Origin of the sequence: Microbacterium sp. Ag1, assembly GCF_001005635.1 — a bacterium.
Lineage (GTDB): Bacteria > Actinomycetota > Actinomycetes > Actinomycetales > Microbacteriaceae > Microbacterium > Microbacterium oxydans.
In genome coordinates, this window is sequence record NZ_LBCR01000028.1 from 159,740 (window position 1) to 175,224 (window position 15,485).

Here is a 15,485-nt window from a genome sequence, read left to right on the forward strand (position 1 = left end):
CGGGGGCGGTACGAAGACAGCGAACAGGAAACATCATGAAGGTCAACCCCAGCGTCAAGCCCATCTGCGATCACTGCAAGGTGATCCGCCGTCACGGCCGCGTCATGGTGATCTGCAAGAGCAACCCGCGTCACAAGCAGCGCCAGGGCTGAGTCCCTGGCGGGCCCGCCGGTCTGATCGACGGGCCCGCGCTGTGCGGTATCGCTCACGCACATCTCACAACTGAATACACAACGGCAGGATCAGAACCCGCGCATGCGGGGGACACCTCGGGGCGGAGGCCCGGGCACCGATCCTGTTCCACACCTCCACAACACCCAGGAGAACCGCATGGCACGTCTTGCCGGCGTTGACATCCCGCGCGACAAGCGCGTGGTGATCGCCCTTACCTACATCTACGGCGTCGGCCGTACCCGCTCGGTCGAGATCCTCAAGGCGACGGACATCGACGAGAGCATCCGCGTGAAGGACCTCAGCGACGACCAGCTGATCGCCCTCCGCGACCACATCGAAGGCAACTACAAGGTGGAGGGTGACCTGCGCCGCGAGGTTGCAGCAGACATCCGCCGCAAGGTCGAGATCGGCTCCTACGAGGGCATCCGCCACCGTCGTGGTCTCCCGGTCCGTGGTCAGCGCACCAAGACCAACGCCCGTACCCGCAAGGGCCCGAAGCGCACCGTCGCAGGCAAGAAGAAGGCCCGCTAAGCGCGGCCCCAGGGACTAGGAGAACACTTTCATGGCTGCACCCAAGGCCGCCGCGCGCAAGCCGCGCCGCAAGGAAAAGAAGAACATCGCGCTGGGCCAGGCCCACATCAAGTCGACGTTCAACAACACGATCGTCTCGATCACCGACCCGTCCGGCGCCGTCATCGCCTGGGCATCGTCGGGTGGCGTGGGCTTCAAGGGCTCCCGCAAGTCGACCCCGTACGCCGCCGGCATGGCTGCCGAGTCCGCTGCCCGTCAGGCTGCGGAGCACGGCGTCAAGAAGGTCGACGTCCTCGTGAAGGGTCCGGGCTCCGGCCGCGAGACCGCGATCCGCTCGCTCCAGGCCGCAGGCCTCGAGGTCGGCTCGATCCAGGACGTCACCCCGCAGGCACACAACGGCTGCCGTCCGCCGAAGCGTCGCCGCGTCTGATTCGCGTGTCGAGCCGCTCGGTCCCTTCGCGGTCTGAGCGGCTCGACGCCCGCGTGCGGGCATCGACTTCCACAACTCAAAACCTCACCCCACCACATGTCATATAGCGGGCATGTGATCGAAAGGAACACAGAGTGCTTATTGCACAGCGTCCCACACTGACCGAGGAAAAGATCGTCGAGAACCGTAGCCGGTTCATCATCGAGCCTCTGGAGCCCGGCTTCGGTTACACGATCGGCAACGCGCTGCGCCGCAGCCTGCTGTCGTCGATCCCCGGTGCTGCTGTCACCAGCGTTCGCATCGACGGCGTGCTGCACGAGTTCAGCACCATCCCCGGCGTGAAGGAGGATGTCACCGAGATCATCCTCAACATCAAGCAGCTCGTCGTCTCGTCGGAGCGCGATGAGCCCATCACCGCGTACCTGCGCAAGACCGGTGCGGGCGAAGTCACCGCCGCTGACATCTCGGCTCCGGCCGGTGTCGAGGTGCAGAACCCCGAGCTCGTCATCGCGACGTTGAACGACACCGCGAAGTTCGAGCTCGAGCTCACCATCGAGCGTGGCCGTGGCTACGTCTCGGCGACGCAGAACCGCAACGAGTACGCCGAGGCCGGTCAGATCCCGATCGACTCGATCTACTCGCCGGTCCTCAAGGTCAGCTACCGCGTCGACGCGACCCGTGCCGGGGAGCGCACCGACTTCGACAAGCTCGTCCTGGATGTCGAGACCAAGTCGGCGATCAGCCCCCGCGACGCCGTCGCTTCGGCTGCGAAGACGCTCACCGAGCTGTTCGGTCTCGCCCGCGAGCTGAACGTCGAGGCCGAGGGCATCGAGATCGGCCCGGCGCCGGTGGAGGCAGTGAACTCCAGCGAGCTGTCGATGCCGATCGAGGACCTCGACCTGTCGGTCCGCTCGTACAACTGCCTGAAGCGTGAGGGCATCAACACCGTTTCCGAGCTCGTCGCCCTGTCGGAGACGCAGCTCATGAACATCCGCAATTTCGGCCAGAAGTCGGTCGACGAGGTGCGCGACAAGCTCATCTCGCTCGGTCTGTCGCTCAAGGATTCGGTGCCCGGTTTCGACGGCGCCCACTTCTACGGCGGCAGCGAAGACGAGTCCTTCTGATACCCGACCTTTCTGACCAGGAGTTAGACGATTATGCCCAAGCCCACTAAGGGTCCCCGCCTCGGAGGCGGCCCCGCCCACGAGCGCCTGATGCTTGCCAACCTCGCGGCGGCGCTCTACACCCACAAGTCGATCAAGACGACCGAGACCAAGGCCAAGCGCCTTCGTCCGCTCGCCGAGCGACTGATCACGTTCGCCAAGCGTGGCGACCTGCACGCGCGTCGTCGCGTGCTCTCGGTCATCGGTGACAAGGAAGTCGTGCACGTCCTGTTCTCCGAGATCGCGCCGCTCGTCGCGGACCGTGAGGGTGGCTACACCCGCATCACGAAGGTCGGCAACCGCAAGGGCGACAACGCTCCGATGGCCGTGATCGAGCTCGTCCTCGAGCCCGTCACCCCGAAGGCGAAGTCGACCAAGAAGGCTGCTGCTCCGAAGGCCGAGAAGGCCGAGAAGCCGGCTGAGGTCGTCGAGGAGGCTCCCGCTGAGGAGGCTCCCGCCGACGAGACCGTCGAGGCCGGCGCCGAGTCGCAGGCCGAAGGCGAAGCCGCTGAGGCTGCTGCCGAGGACGCTGTCGAGAAGAAGTCCGAGTAAGCACTCGCTCACGAAGAAGCCCGCCGTCCTTTCGGGGTGGCGGGCTTCTTCGTGTTCCGGGCGACGTCGTCAGCGCGCGCGCAGATCCTTGCGCAGGATCTTCCCCGAGCTCGATTTGGGGATCACATCGATGAACTCCACCTGCCGGACTTTCTCGTGCGGTGCCACGTGTGCGGCCACGTGCGCCATGACCGACTCCGCATCGAGGTCGGCGCTCGGCTGACGGACGACGAACGCCTTCGGCACCTCCTGCCCGTCTTCATCGAAGGCACCGATGACGGCCGCATCGGCGATGGCGGGGTGCTCGAGCAGCACGGCTTCCAGCACGGCGGGTGCCACCTGATAGCCCTTGTACTTGATGAGCTCCTTGAGCCGGTCGACGATCCGGTAGATGCCGTCGTGCGTGACAGTCGCCACATCGCCGGTGTGCAACCAACCATCGGCGTCGAGCATCTCCGCCGTGGCATCCGGGCGATTGAGGTACCCGACCATCACCTGGGGGCCGCGCACCCACAGCTCACCGGGCTCGCTCGTTCCCGACTCGGGCACCGTGACGTCCTCGCCCGACTCGGGGTCGACGAGGCGTGCTTCCGTGTTCGGAACGAGGGGACCGATGCTCGAGCGGTCGATGTCGGTGCGTGTCTCGGAGGTGAGGTTCACCGCGGGACTGGTCTCGGTCATGCCGTAGCCCTGGGTGACGATACAGCCCAGCCGGTTGGCCACCGCCGAGGCCAGCGCTCCGTCGAGAGGGGCGGCGCCGGAGAAGACGACCTTCACAGAGGAGAGGTCGTACTGGTCGATGATCGGGTGCTTCGCGAGCGCGACCGCGATCGGTGGAGCGACGAACACCCACGTGGTGCGGTGCTCGGCGATGATGCGCAGGAACTCGGGAAGGTCGAACTTCGGCATCGTGACGAGTCCGGCGCGCTGTCGCAGTGCGAAGTTCAGCAGCACCGTCATGCCGTAGATGTGGAAGAAGGGCAGGACGGCGAGCACCCGGTCGCTCGCATCGACGCCGAGCACCGGGGCGCACTGCGACACGTTCGCGACCAGGTTGCGGTGCGTGAGCATCACGCCCTTCGGGCGTCCGGTCGTTCCCGAGGAGTAGGGGAGCACGGCGAGGTGGGTGGACGGGTCGAAGGACACAGCCGGTGCCGGGTGCCCTTCGCCGAGGAGTGCAGCGAGCGATGGGTGTCCGTCCGCGCCGTCGAGCACGATCACATGATCGGCGTCGAAGCCGAGCTTCTCGGCAGCGGCCTGAGCTCCGGGGAGGAGCGGGGAGACCGTCACGAGCCAGGTCGCGCCGGCATCTGTGAGCTGATTCGCGATCTCCTCCGCCGTGTAGAGGGAGTTGATCGTGGTGGCCGTCGCCCCCGCGCGGAGGATGCCGTGGAACACGGTCGCGAAAGCGGGGACGTTGGGGCAGAGCACCCCGACCGTCGTGCCGACCCCCACCCCACGCGCCGCGAGAGCGCCGGCGAACAGATCGATCTGCCCGACGAGTTGACGATAGGTCGTGGTCGCGCCGCTCACGCCGTCGACGAGCGCGACGGTGTCGAGTTCGGCGTCGGTGAGGTCGCCGAAGAGGAACTGGTGGATGGAGACCTCGGGGATCTCCACATCGGGATAGGTACTGCGAACCATGAGATCTCCTTCGATCCGGGCAGGCTGACGACGTCGTCGGATGCGATCCAGTGTCGCACACAATGGCACTGCGTCCCAGGGGAATGGCGTACGTCCGAGAGTCAGACGGCGGCGCGATACCGGGTGCTCGGGCGGCCCTTGGTCGAGTAGTCGAGGGAGCGCGTCGCACTGCCGGACGCGGCGAGGTGCTCGAGGTAGCGGCGGGCACTGACGCGCGAGATGTCGAGGTCTTCGCCGATCTCGGTCGCCGACGCATCGGGGCGGGCGACGAGGGCGGCGGAGACACGGTCGAGCGTCTCCGCGCTGAGGCCCTTTGGCAGGCCGAGCCGCTGTCGGAAGGCGATGATGGCATCCGCCGCCTCCACGCGGCGGACCACGTCGTGCAGCTCGGTGTGATCGCGCAGCAGGAGCGTCGCGCCGATGCCACCGGTGCCCGCATCGCTTCCGGTGCTCCGGGCGACGAGCACGTGCGACCCCACGATCACCGGCCGTCCGGCCGACTCGCCCTCTCGGAGCACGGTCGTGAGCTCCTCGCCGAGCGCGTCGGCGGCGGGTTCACCGTCGAGGTCAGCCGCGTCTCGGCCCAGGAAGCGGGCGGCGGCGTCGTTCACGAGCGTGATCCGTCCGCCGTCGTCCACCGTGATGACCCCTTCGCTGAGACCGTGCAGCGTCGTCTCCTGGTTCTTGACGAGGGCGGCGATCTGATGCGGCTCGAGACGGTAGATGCGCCGACGGATGATCGAGGTCACCCACGCGGATCCGAACACTCCGAGCACCGCGGCGGCCAGCATGGCGGAGATCAACCACACCAGGTTGGACGAGAACTCCTCGCTGAGCTCCGACTCGAGGATGCCGACGGACGCGGTGCCGATCACGGCGCCCTCGTCGTCGCGGATGGGAACCTTGACCCGCCAGGAGGTGCCCAGCGTGCCGGTCTGCGTGCCGACGTAGATCTCGCCCGAGAGCGGGATCGACGGGTCGGTGGAGACCTTCTCGCCGATGCGGTCGGGGTTCGGGTGGGAATAGCGGATGCCCTCTTCGTTGGCGACGACGACGTAGGCGAGATCGGATGCCTCGCGGATGACCTCGGCGATCGGCTGGATCACGGCGGACGGCTCGACGTCGTCGAAGGCCGCGTGCACCGTGGGGAGGGCGGCGACCGATTGCGCGACGGCCTGCATCCGATCCTTGTAGGCCTCGCGGAGCGCCTGTTCCTGGAACGCTCCGGCCACGATGCCGGTCGCCAGGGTCACCAGGAACACGATCAGCGCTTGCAGCACGAGCAACTGCACGCGGAGCGTCATCTTCGAGGCCACGTGCTCATTCTGGCCTCTCCACGAGTGGGGCGCGAGCGGGGTCGGGAGCCGCTCGCGACCAATAGTTCCGAAACTCCGACCAATGGTTTCCGAAGCTGGAGCACCGGTACTCCGACCTCCATGGTGGATCCACAGCATCACGAACGCTCAAGGAGGAGCGCACATGAAGAACGCACGCATCGGAACGTGGACCACCCTGGCCGCGGTGGCCGCACTCACACTCACCTCGTGCGCCGGAGGCAGCGCAGCGACCGACGACGCGGGAGGGGAAGCCGAGGTCGCCGCGATCACCGACGTGTCGATCGTCGTGCCGGCGGACCCCGGTGGTGGATGGGATCAGACCGGACGTGCCCTCTCGCAGGTGCTCACCCAGGACGACCTCGTGACCTCAGCTCCCGTGACCAACGTCGGCGGCGCAGGCGGCACCGTCGGCCTCGCACAGCTCGCGAACGAGAAGGACCCGAACACGCTGATGGTGATGGGGCTGGTCATGGTCGGCGCGGTCGAGACCAACGCCTCGGCGGTGCGGATCGAGGACACCACCCCGATCGCCCGGCTCACCGACGAGCCGCTCGTCGTGGTGGTGCCGGCCGACTCGAAGTACGACACCCTGGAAGACCTCGTGGACGACATCGTCGACAACGGCCAGTCCGTCACGATCACGGGCGGCTCCGCGGGCGGCGCCGACCACATCCTCGCCGGACTCATGCTCGAGGAGGCAGGGCTCGACGGCGCCGAGATCGCGGAGAAGCTCAACTACACTCCGAACTCCGGCGGCGGGGAGGCCGTTCCGCTCCTCATCGGCGGCAAGGTCGCTGCGGGCATCTCGGGGGTGGGCGAGTTCGCCCAGCACGTCGAGAGCGGCGCGCTCAAGGCCCTGGCGGTGTCCAGCGACGAGCCGGTGTCGCAGCTTCCCGATGTGCCGACCATCACAGAAGAGGGCTACGACGTGGTGCTCACCAACTGGCGCGGGGTGATCGCTCCCGGCGGCATCTCCGACGGCGAGAAGGACGAGCTCGTGCGGGTGATCACCGAACTGCACGAGTCCGAAGCCTGGACGGAGCAGCTCGAGACCAAGGGCTGGACCGACGCGTTCCTGGTGGGCGAGGAGTTCGACGAGTTCCTCACGGGGAACATCGAAGAGGTCACCGCGACGCTGAAGAACATCGGTCTGGTGCAGTGACATGACGGTCCCCGCATCGTCGGGGACAGGGGAGCAGGGGGTGCGGGTCGACCACGGCGGTCGGCCCGCACGCCGCTCTCCCTCCGTCCCCGTCGGCGAACTCGTGTTCGCCGGAATCATGGTCGCGCTCGGTGTCTTCGCCGTCGTCGGCATCTTCCTGATCCATGTCCCCGTCGGCATGAAGGCCGGCCCCACGGTCTTCCCGATCTTCGTCTCCGTGATCCTGCTCGCCTCCGCGGTCGCTGTGCTCGTCGGCGTGCTGCGCGGGGAGCGCGGCGGTGCCGAGGAGGCGGAAGACATCGATGAGAGTCTGCCCACCGACTGGGTCACCCTCGCCAAGCTGGCCGGCCTCGTCGTCGCGCACCTGCTCCTGATCGAACCCCTCGGCTGGGCACCCGCTGCAGCCCTGCTGTTCGGCGGGGTGGCGTGGTCGCTCGCCGCCAAGCGGTGGTGGATGGCGTTCCTCGTCGGCATCGTTGTGGCGCTCGTGATCCAGGTCGTCTTCGGCGGTCTGCTCGGTCTGTCGCTGCCGTGGGGACCGGCCCTCGGCTGGCTCGGAAGGATGTTCTGATGGACAGCTGGACTCTGCTCCTGGAGGGCTTCGCGACCGCGCTGCAGCCCGAATACCTCGCGTTCGCCTTCCTCGGAGTCTTCGTGGGCACCGCGGTCGGCGTGCTCCCCGGTATCGGCCCCGCCATGACGGTGGCGCTGCTGCTGCCCCTCACCTACACGCTCGACCCCGCCGCCGCGTTGATCACCTTCGCGGGCATCTACTACGGCGGCATGTACGGCGGCTCGACCACGAGCATCCTCCTGAACACCCCGGGGGAGTCGGCCTCAATCGTCACGGCCATCGAGGGCAACAAGATGGCCAGGATGGGACGCGGTGCCGCCGCCCTCGCCACCGCCGCCATCGGATCGTTCATCGCCGGCACGCTGGCGACCCTCGGGCTGACCCTCCTCGCTCCGCTGCTCGCGCAGTTCGCGGTGAACCTCGGACCCGCCGACTACGTCGCCCTCATCGTGATCGCGTTCATCACGGTCGGTGCGCTGATCGGCAGCTCGATCTCGCGCGGCATGCTCTCGCTCGGCGTCGGCCTGTTCCTCGGGCTCGTCGGCACCGACTGGCTCTCCGGTCAGCAGCGCTACACGCTGGGCCTGCCCGCGCTCTCCGACGGCGTCGACATCGTGTTGGTCGCGGTCGGTCTGTTCGCGGTCGGTGAGACGTTCTACATCGCGGCCCGACTGCGACACGGCGGCATCGACGTGATCCCGGTCACCCGTGGGTGGCGGTCCTGGATGACGAAGTCCGATTGGCGCAGGTCCTGGAGGCCCTGGCTGCGGGGCACCGCGATCGGGTTCCCGATCGGGACGATCCCCGCCGGTGGCGCGGACGTGGCCACGTTCCTGTCCTACGCGACGGAGCGGAAGCTGTCGAAGCACAAGGACGAGTTCGGGCGCGGCGCGATCGAGGGGGTCGCCGGGCCCGAGTCGGCCAACAACGCCGCCGCGGCCGGTGTGCTGGTGCCTCTGCTCACCCTGGGCCTGCCGACCACGGCGACCGCGGCGATCATCCTCACCGCGTTCCAGTCCTACGGCATCCAGCCGGGGCCGCTGCTGTTCGAGAGCCAGTCGAATCTGGTGTGGGCGCTCATCGCGAGCCTCTACATCGGCAATGTCATCCTGATCGTGCTCAACCTTCCGCTCGTGGGAATGTGGGTGAAGCTGCTGCAGATCCCGCGGCCGTACCTGTACGCGGGCATCCTGCTGTTCGCGGTGTTCGGTGCGTATGCGCTGCACAGCTCGCCGTCGGACATCGTGATCCTGCTGATCGTCGGCATCCTCGGTTACTTCATGCGCAGATACGGATACCCCGTCGCGCCGCTCGTGGTCGGGATGATCCTCGGACCGATGGCGGAGGAGCAGCTGCGCAAGGCACTGCAGCTGAGCCAGGGCGACCTGAGCACGCTGGTCATGCAGCCGTTCGCCGCCATCGCCTACGGGGTGCTCGCACTGCTGATCGTCGGAGGCCTGTGGCTGCGACGCCGTCAGCGCCGGTACGAGCAGGCTCTCACCGAGTCGGTCGCCGTGCCGATCAAGGCCGACTCCGAGGTCTGATCCGGGAGCGGATTCGAGCGGACAGGAGGCCGCGAGTAGGCTGATCCGGTGAATGATGCCCAGGCTCCCGCACGAGGGCCTCGTGCCTACACGGCGTTCATCGGGATCGGCCTTCTCGCAGGCCTCCTCTCCGGTCTCTTCGGCGTGGGAGGCGGCACGGTCATCGTCCCGCTGCTGGTGCTCCTGCTGCACTTCGATCAGCGCCTTGCAGCCGGCACCTCGCTCGCTGCGATCGTGCCGACCGCAGGCGTGGGAGTGATCTCGTACGCGACGACCGGATCGGTGGCCTGGATCCCTGCGATCATCCTCGCCGCAGGTGCCGTGGTGGGGGCGCAGATCGGCACACGACTGCTGCCGCGCATCTCGCAGACCGCCCTGCGCTGGGGCTTCGTCGGCTTCCTCGTCGTCGTGATCGTCAGCCTCTTCCTCGTGATCCCGTCGCGCGATGCCGTGTTCGAACTCTCCTGGCTGAGCGGCCTCGCCCTCGTCGGAGTCGGCGTCGGCACCGGTATCCTCGCCGGGCTGATCGGCGTCGGCGGCGGAGTGATCGTCGTCCCCGTGCTGATGCTGGCCTTCGGCACGAGCGACCTGGTCGCCAAGGGCACCTCGCTGCTCATGATGATCCCGACGGCGATCTCGGGCACCGTGGGGAACTTCCGCAACCGCAACGTCGATCTGCTCGCGGCGCTGCTCATCGGCGTCTCCGCCTGCACGACGACAGCTCTCGGCGCGTGGCTGGCCACCATCGTCGACCCCACCCTGGGCAACATGCTGTTCGCGGCATATCTGGTCGTGATCGCGGTGCAGATGGCCATCAAGGCGATCAAGGGTCGTAAGCGCGCCTGAGCCCCGCGTGGATGAAAGGATCTTCATCCACGGCTCATCTGCGCATCATCATCGACGGGCATCATTGGGGACATGACCACCCCACGACGCTTTCTCGCCACCGGCGCGCTGATCGCAATCCCGGTCGCCTTCGCGGTCGGAAGCGTCGTGCTGGCGCAGATGCCGCCGTCACCGCAGATCCCCTCCGAGCCCGTCACGGTGCAGCTGGCACCGCCGGCGCCGAGCGAGGAACCGGCACCCGCACCAGCTCCGGTCGTACCGGCTCCCGCACCTGCCCCACCCCCTGCTCCGGCCCCTGCGCCCGCGCCACCAGCGCCGCCCGCAGGTGACGACGACGATGACGACGACGACGGCGGCGACGATGACTGATGCGCCCACACTGCCCCTCGACCTCGAGGGCGCCGGCTCCGCGGCGCCGCGGAATGCGCGAGCGATCCCCCACGTCTCCGCATCGACCGGTGCGCCGCTGCGCACGCTGCGCCGCCGCACCCTGCCCGCGCGCTGGCGGATCACCCTGTGGATCATCCTCAGCACCGCGATCACGCTGCTCGCGGTCGGCATGATCGGTCGGAGCATCTTCCTCGCGGGTGTCGAGCAGTCGGCCAATGCGGAGATCGAGCAGGAGGCCGCGGAGTTCGCCCGTTTCGCGGAGGACGCCGCGGTCAGCGGCCACACCACCCCGGAGGAACTGGTCAGCGAGTACGTCGCCCGGCAGTCCGTGCACGAGAACGAGGTCGTCGTCGCGTCGGTCGGCGGCGAGGTGATCGCCGTCGCGAACGGACGGGTGGAGGCGACGGATCCTGCCGCGCTCTCCGCCGTGCCAGGGGGAGAAGCGCTCGTGACCGGTCTGCTCGGCCAGTCGGCGTCCTCCGGTGCGATGGAGGCGCCGGATGCGGGGCCCCTGCGCTGGGGGAGGCTGGAATTCACCGCAGGCGACCGCGCCGGTGCCGTCCTGATCGTGCAGTACACGCAGGAAGCGCGATCCCAGGTCGATGCCGGGTTCACCACGATCGCGTGGGTCGCGTTGATCGGCATCGTGCTCAGCTCAGGCGTCGCCTGGCTCGTGGCCGGCCAGATCCTCGCCCCTGTGCGTGAGGTCTACCGCGTCGCCCGCGACATCGGCGAGCACGATCTCTCCGCGCGGGTGCCGGTCGACGGGACGGATGACATCGCCGCCGTGGCCACCACCTTCAACCAGATGCTCGACCGCCTCGAAGCCGTGCACGCCACGCAGCAGCGGTTCGTCGACGACGCCGGGCACGAGCTGCGCACGCCGATCACGATCGTCCGCGGGCAGCTGGAGCTCTTGAGCGAGGAGCCGGAGGAGCGGGCGGCGACCCTGCGACTCGTGAGCGACGAGCTCGATCGGATGAGCCGCATCGTCACCGACCTGCTCGTCCTCGCCCGTGCCGAGCAGCCCGACTTCGTGCGCGTCGCCGACTGCGACGTCGCCGCTCTCACCCTCGACATCGAGGCCAAGGCCCAGAACCTCGGTGATCGCCGCTGGCAGCTCATGGAAGTGGCGGAAGGCACAGCGCCTCTCGACCCGCAGCGGGTCACCCAGGCCGTGCTGCAACTCGCGGCGAACGCGGTGCAGGTCACGGAGCCGGGTGACCGCATCCTGATCGGCTCGCGCTTCGACGGCGAGGGCGGCGAACGCCGACTGCGGCTGTGGGTGCGCGACAGCGGCCCCGGGGTCGCAGCGGCTGACGCCGAGCGCATCTTCGAGCGTTTCGCCCGCGGAGACAGCTCCGGCGCACGCCGCGGTTCGGGCCTCGGACTCGCGATCGTGCGGGCGATCACCGACGGGCACGACGGCTCAGCCTGGGTCGACAGCGTCTTCGGGGAGGGGGCCACTTTCGGCATCGACCTCCCCGCCCCGACCACCGCCCCGACCACCGTGCGGCCACAGTCCGCGTCAGAGAGGAGCGAGTGAGATGCGCAGCATCCTGATCGCCGAAGACGACCCGCACATCACCTCGTTCGTGCGGCGGGGTCTGCGTGCAGCCGGCTACGAGACAGCCGAGGCCGCTGACGGTCACACCGCCCTGCTGATGGCGCGCAGCGGTACGTTCGACCTGGTGCTGCTGGACATCGGGCTCGGGGGCATGGACGGATTCGACGTGCTCGCCAACCTTCGTGGCGAGGGCGTCGCGACGCCGGTGATCATCCTCACCGCCCGCGATTCTGTCATCGACACCGTGCGCGGCCTGGAGAGCGGGGCCAACGACTACGTCACCAAGCCGTTCCAGTTCGCTGAACTCATCGCACGTGTGCGGTTGCGGATCGGCGACGGCGAGGGGAGGACTGCCGGTCCGGTGCTCACTCACGGCGATGTGCGGGTCGATGTGCGGGCCCGTACCGTCACGGTCGACGGAGACATGCGCGAACTCACCTCGCGTGAGTTCGCGCTGCTCGAGGTGTTCCTGCAGAACGCCGGTCAGGTGCTGTCGCGCGACCAGCTGATCGGTCACGTCTGGGGGATGGACTTCGATCCGGCCTCCAATGTGGTCGACGTGTACGTGCGGGCGCTGCGCGGCAAGATCGGCGTCGACCGCATCGAGACCGTGCGCGGGGCGGGATACCGGTTCCGATGAACACTCGTTCCGAGAACTCGTCACCCGTGGGGGAGGCGGTGGTCGAGCGGGCACGCTTTGCGACCATGCCGCCCGAGCGCCGACCGCTGCCCGTCGAACGCCGATCCGTGCGCCGGCGGCTCGGGCGCGCGGGTGCGCTCCGCGTGGTCGCGCTCGGGCTCGTGCTGACGGCCGGGGGCGCGATGCTCCTGGCCGCGCTGACCCGATCGCCGGGGAGCGGCGCGCCCACCCTGCCGATCGCGGTGACGCTCGCGGTCTTCCTGCTCGCCGTATGGGCATGGACCTCGACGCGTCTGGACGACACACTCGTCGCCTTCCTCGCCGCGATCGCCCTCATCGTCACCGGGGTACTGCCGGCACGCGACTTCTTCGCCTCGCTCGGCGACGAGACGATCTGGCTGCTCATCGGGGCGTTCGTGATCGCCTCCGCGGTGGCCACCTCGGGGCTGGCCCTGCGTGGCGCCGCCCACCTGCTGCGATTCGCGCGGGGTCCACGGAGCCTGTTCCACCTCATGACGGTCGCGCTCACGCTCACCGCTTTCGCCGTGCCGGCGACGTCAGGGCGGGCGGCGCTCGCCGTCCCCGTGCATACCGCGGTCGCCACCGCGCTTCCCGAACGCGACAGGGTGATCCGTGCGCTGGCGCTCCTGATGCCGACCGTGGTGCTGCTGTCGGCTGTCGGCTCGCTGCTCGGGGCCGGAGCACACATCGTCACGGACCAGCTGCTGCGCGCCGCAGGGGAGGAGGGCTTCACGTTCTCGAGCTGGCTCTGGCTCGGACTGCCGCTCGCCGTGGTGTCGTCGCACCTGGCGTGCGAGATCATCCTCTGGCGCTTCACTCGGAGCGAAGACCGCACCACACGTCTTCGACTGAGCACTGCGGAGATCGGCCGCTCCGCGTCGACGGCCGTGACCGGGCCGCTCAGCACCCTGGAGCGACGAGCCGCCCTGCTGCTGGGGGCGGTGATCCTGCTCTGGGCCACCGAGCCGCTGCACCGTCAGTCGCCGGCCCTGGTCGCGCTCCTCGGGGCCGTCGCCGCCGTGACGCCGGGGATCGGCTGCCTGACGTTCCCCGCCGCGATCAAGCGCGTGCCGTGGTCGCTGTTGCTGTTCCTCGCGGCCACCCTCGCGCTGGCGTCCGCGCTCACCACCACCGGCGCTGCCGCATGGCTGAGTTCGTCCGCGCTCGCACCGCTGCGTGGACTCGGCGCTGCCGGGGCCGTGGCCTTCGTGCTCGTCGTCATCGCGATCTCGACGGCGGCGCATCTGCTGATCCCCTCGCGGTCGGCCCGTTCCGCGGCGATCATCCCCGTCGTGGTCGCGCTCGCTCCCGCCCTCGGCGTCTCACCGACGGCTGCAGCCTTCGCCTCGACAGCGGCTGCCGGCTTCTGCCACACGCTTCCCAGTTCGGCGAAACCCGTCGCGATGTTCGCTGACCCCGACATCGTCAGCGGTGGTTTCAGTCCGCCGGATCTGCGTCGACTCTCGGTGGTACTGGCTCCCGCGATGTTCGTGCTCGTCGCGGTGTTCGCCCTCTGGGTATGGCCGTCGATGGGGCTGCCTCTGTTGCTCTGACCCGCAGCGTCCCGTTCACCCACCCGCTTCACTCCGCGTGCGCCGCCGGTGCACCGGTGCTCGTCGTGCCCGTACACCGGGCGCTCGTCGCCCGTTCGGGCGCAGAAGGAGGAATCATGTCCATCCACATCCCGCAGCGCATCCTGGTCGCACCCAGCGGATTCAAGGAGAGCCTCAGCGCCGAGGCCGTCGCCGAGGCGATCGCCGCCGGTGTGCGTCGGGTCATCCCCGGCGTGCAGGTGGACGAGTATCCGGTGCCGGACGGCGGGGAGGGCACGGCAGCCGCGCTCGCCGCGGCGACGGGCGGCGAACTCGTCGCCGCCCGGGTTACGGGGCCCGTCGGCGACGCGGTCGACGCGCAGTGGGCGCGGCTCGGAGGGCGCGGCTCGGGAACCGCCGTGGTGGAGATGGCATCCGCCGCGGGGCTGCGACTCGTGCCGCGCGACCGCCGCGACCCCGGTGCGACCACGACCCACGGTGTCGGCGAGCTGATCGCGGCCGCGTTGGACTCGGGTGCCGAGCGGATCGTGGTCGGCTGTGGCGACTCGGGGACGAGCGATGGGGGCGCGGGCGCACTCGAAGCCCTCGGGGCCCGCATCCTCGATCGCGATGGCGCGCCTGTGGCTGCGGGCGGTCGGCACCTCCGGGACGCGGTGCACCTCGATCTGTCGGGCCTCCATCCGCGCATCGGCGAAGTCGAGATCGTGCTGGCGTGCAACATCCACAACGTGCTGTGCGGTCCGCGCGGCGTCGCCAGGGTGTTCGGACCACAGAAGGGGGCGACACCGGAGCAGGTGGAGCAGTTGGCCGAGGCGCTCGACATCTGGGCTGCTCTCCTCGAAGAGCAGAGCCCGTTCGGTGCCGCGATGGATGTGCGCACCGGCGGAGGCACTGGCGCATCGGGCGGTCTCGGGGCCGGGCTGGCCGCAGTGCTCGGCGCCCGCCTCGCTCCGCGCTTCGAGGTGCTGCTGGACAGCGACCTGCTGCCGGAGCCGATCGACGGATTGATGGCCATGGCCGACCTGGTCATCACGGCGGAAGGCGCCATCGACTTCCAGACTCCGCGCGGAAAGGTGCCGGCCGAGATCGCCATGCGCGCCCGCGTCGCCGGCGTCCCCGTGCTCGGAATCGCCGGGTCTCTGGGCGTCGGTGCTCCGGCCGTGCACGACATCGGCATCGACGCGATCGCCTCGATCCTCACCGTGCCGATGCCCCTCGAGCAGGCGGTGGAGCAGGGCGAGGCGCTGCTGCGAGACGCCGCGGAGCGCAGCATGCGGATGGTCCTGCTCGGATCGGCGATGTCGGCACGGGCCGCCTGAAGCGTGGCGGAGCGCCGGCTGCGGGCCTGACGCACAGC

The 15,485-nt window shown here is 69.0% G+C and carries 16 protein-coding genes; 14 read left to right on the forward strand and 2 right to left on the reverse strand.

All coding sequences use genetic code 11. The features are described from left to right. Positions 1 to 35: 35 nt before the first annotated feature. The 5 genes from rpmJ to rplQ all read left to right on the forward strand — a co-directional run bounded on the left by rpmJ (position 36) and on the right by rplQ (position 2,850). Positions 36 to 152, forward strand: a complete 117-nt coding sequence (rpmJ, locus tag AAY78_RS08250) for a 50S ribosomal protein L36 (protein ID WP_005050492.1) — start codon at positions 36 to 38, stop codon at positions 150 to 152. Between the two features lie 178 nt (positions 153 to 330). Then, a complete protein-coding gene (gene rpsM, locus AAY78_RS08255; protein ID WP_017201568.1) occupies positions 331 to 705 on the forward strand; it encodes a 30S ribosomal protein S13 in 375 nt (124 codons plus the stop codon). Positions 706 to 736: 31 nt separating this feature from the next. Then, complete coding sequence (gene rpsK, locus AAY78_RS08260) at positions 737 to 1,135, forward strand: 30S ribosomal protein S11 (protein ID WP_017829189.1); 399 nt, start codon at positions 737 to 739, stop codon at positions 1,133 to 1,135. Between the two features lie 134 nt (positions 1,136 to 1,269). Further along, complete coding sequence (locus AAY78_RS08265) at positions 1,270 to 2,259, forward strand: DNA-directed RNA polymerase subunit alpha (protein ID WP_021201111.1); 990 nt, start codon at positions 1,270 to 1,272, stop codon at positions 2,257 to 2,259. Between the two features lie 33 nt (positions 2,260 to 2,292). Beyond that, positions 2,293 to 2,850 carry a 50S ribosomal protein L17 gene (gene rplQ / locus AAY78_RS08270; RefSeq protein ID WP_031207971.1) on the forward strand — a complete coding sequence of 186 codons (558 nt, stop codon included), beginning with the start codon at positions 2,293 to 2,295 and terminating at the stop codon, positions 2,848 to 2,850. A gap of 69 nt (positions 2,851 to 2,919) precedes the next feature. On the opposite strand, the gene AAY78_RS08275 is transcribed toward rplQ, so the two are convergent. Both AAY78_RS08275 and AAY78_RS08280 read right to left on the reverse strand, forming a co-directional pair. After that, positions 2,920 to 4,494 (reverse strand): AMP-binding protein, encoded by a 1,575-nt coding sequence (locus AAY78_RS08275; RefSeq protein ID WP_046747825.1) that lies wholly within the window; start codon positions 4,492 to 4,494, stop codon positions 2,920 to 2,922. A 101-nt stretch (positions 4,495 to 4,595) separates the two neighbouring features. Further along, complete coding sequence (locus tag AAY78_RS08280) at positions 4,596 to 5,810, reverse strand: PAS domain-containing protein (protein ID WP_046747826.1); 1,215 nt, start codon at positions 5,808 to 5,810, stop codon at positions 4,596 to 4,598. A 163-nt stretch (positions 5,811 to 5,973) separates the two neighbouring features. Here AAY78_RS08280 and AAY78_RS08285 point away from each other — a divergent pair, with 163 nt between their 5' ends. The 9 genes from AAY78_RS08285 to AAY78_RS08325 all read left to right on the forward strand — a co-directional run bounded on the left by AAY78_RS08285 (position 5,974) and on the right by AAY78_RS08325 (position 15,447). Further along, positions 5,974 to 6,993, forward strand: a complete 1,020-nt coding sequence (locus AAY78_RS08285) for a Bug family tripartite tricarboxylate transporter substrate binding protein (protein WP_046747827.1) — start codon at positions 5,974 to 5,976, stop codon at positions 6,991 to 6,993. 1 nt (position 6,994) lies between these two features. After that, positions 6,995 to 7,564 carry a tripartite tricarboxylate transporter TctB family protein gene (locus AAY78_RS08290; RefSeq protein ID WP_218867297.1) on the forward strand — a complete coding sequence of 190 codons (570 nt, stop codon included), beginning with the start codon at positions 6,995 to 6,997 and terminating at the stop codon, positions 7,562 to 7,564. Beyond that, positions 7,564 to 9,111: a tripartite tricarboxylate transporter permease gene (locus tag AAY78_RS08295; protein WP_046747828.1), complete on the forward strand. Its 1,548-nt coding sequence runs from the start codon at positions 7,564 to 7,566 to the stop codon at positions 9,109 to 9,111. Before AAY78_RS08290 ends, AAY78_RS08295 begins: the two co-directional genes overlap by 1 nt. Before the next feature lie 48 nt (positions 9,112 to 9,159). Further along, the gene (locus tag AAY78_RS08300) at positions 9,160 to 9,957 is read left to right on the forward strand and encodes a sulfite exporter TauE/SafE family protein (protein WP_046747829.1); all 798 of its coding nucleotides are present in this window, start codon (positions 9,160 to 9,162) and stop codon (positions 9,955 to 9,957) included. A gap of 72 nt (positions 9,958 to 10,029) precedes the next feature. Then, entirely contained in the window at positions 10,030 to 10,326 is a 297-nt protein-coding gene (locus AAY78_RS08305; protein WP_046747830.1) for a hypothetical protein, read from the forward strand. After that, on the forward strand, positions 10,319 to 11,893 hold the full coding sequence (locus tag AAY78_RS08310) for a sensor histidine kinase (RefSeq protein ID WP_082108629.1): 1,575 nt from the start codon (positions 10,319 to 10,321) through the stop codon (positions 11,891 to 11,893). Before AAY78_RS08305 ends, AAY78_RS08310 begins: the two co-directional genes overlap by 8 nt. Position 11,894: 1 nt before the next feature. Continuing rightward, positions 11,895 to 12,554, forward strand: a complete 660-nt coding sequence (locus AAY78_RS08315; protein ID WP_046747831.1) for a response regulator transcription factor — start codon at positions 11,895 to 11,897, stop codon at positions 12,552 to 12,554. Continuing rightward, positions 12,551 to 14,128, forward strand: a complete 1,578-nt coding sequence (locus tag AAY78_RS08320; protein ID WP_197077680.1) for an SLC13 family permease — start codon at positions 12,551 to 12,553, stop codon at positions 14,126 to 14,128. Before AAY78_RS08315 ends, AAY78_RS08320 begins: the two co-directional genes overlap by 4 nt. Positions 14,129 to 14,244: 116 nt before the next feature. Beyond that, on the forward strand, positions 14,245 to 15,447 hold the full coding sequence (locus tag AAY78_RS08325) for a glycerate kinase family protein (RefSeq protein WP_046747832.1): 1,203 nt from the start codon (positions 14,245 to 14,247) through the stop codon (positions 15,445 to 15,447). Positions 15,448 to 15,485: the final 38 nt, after the last annotated feature.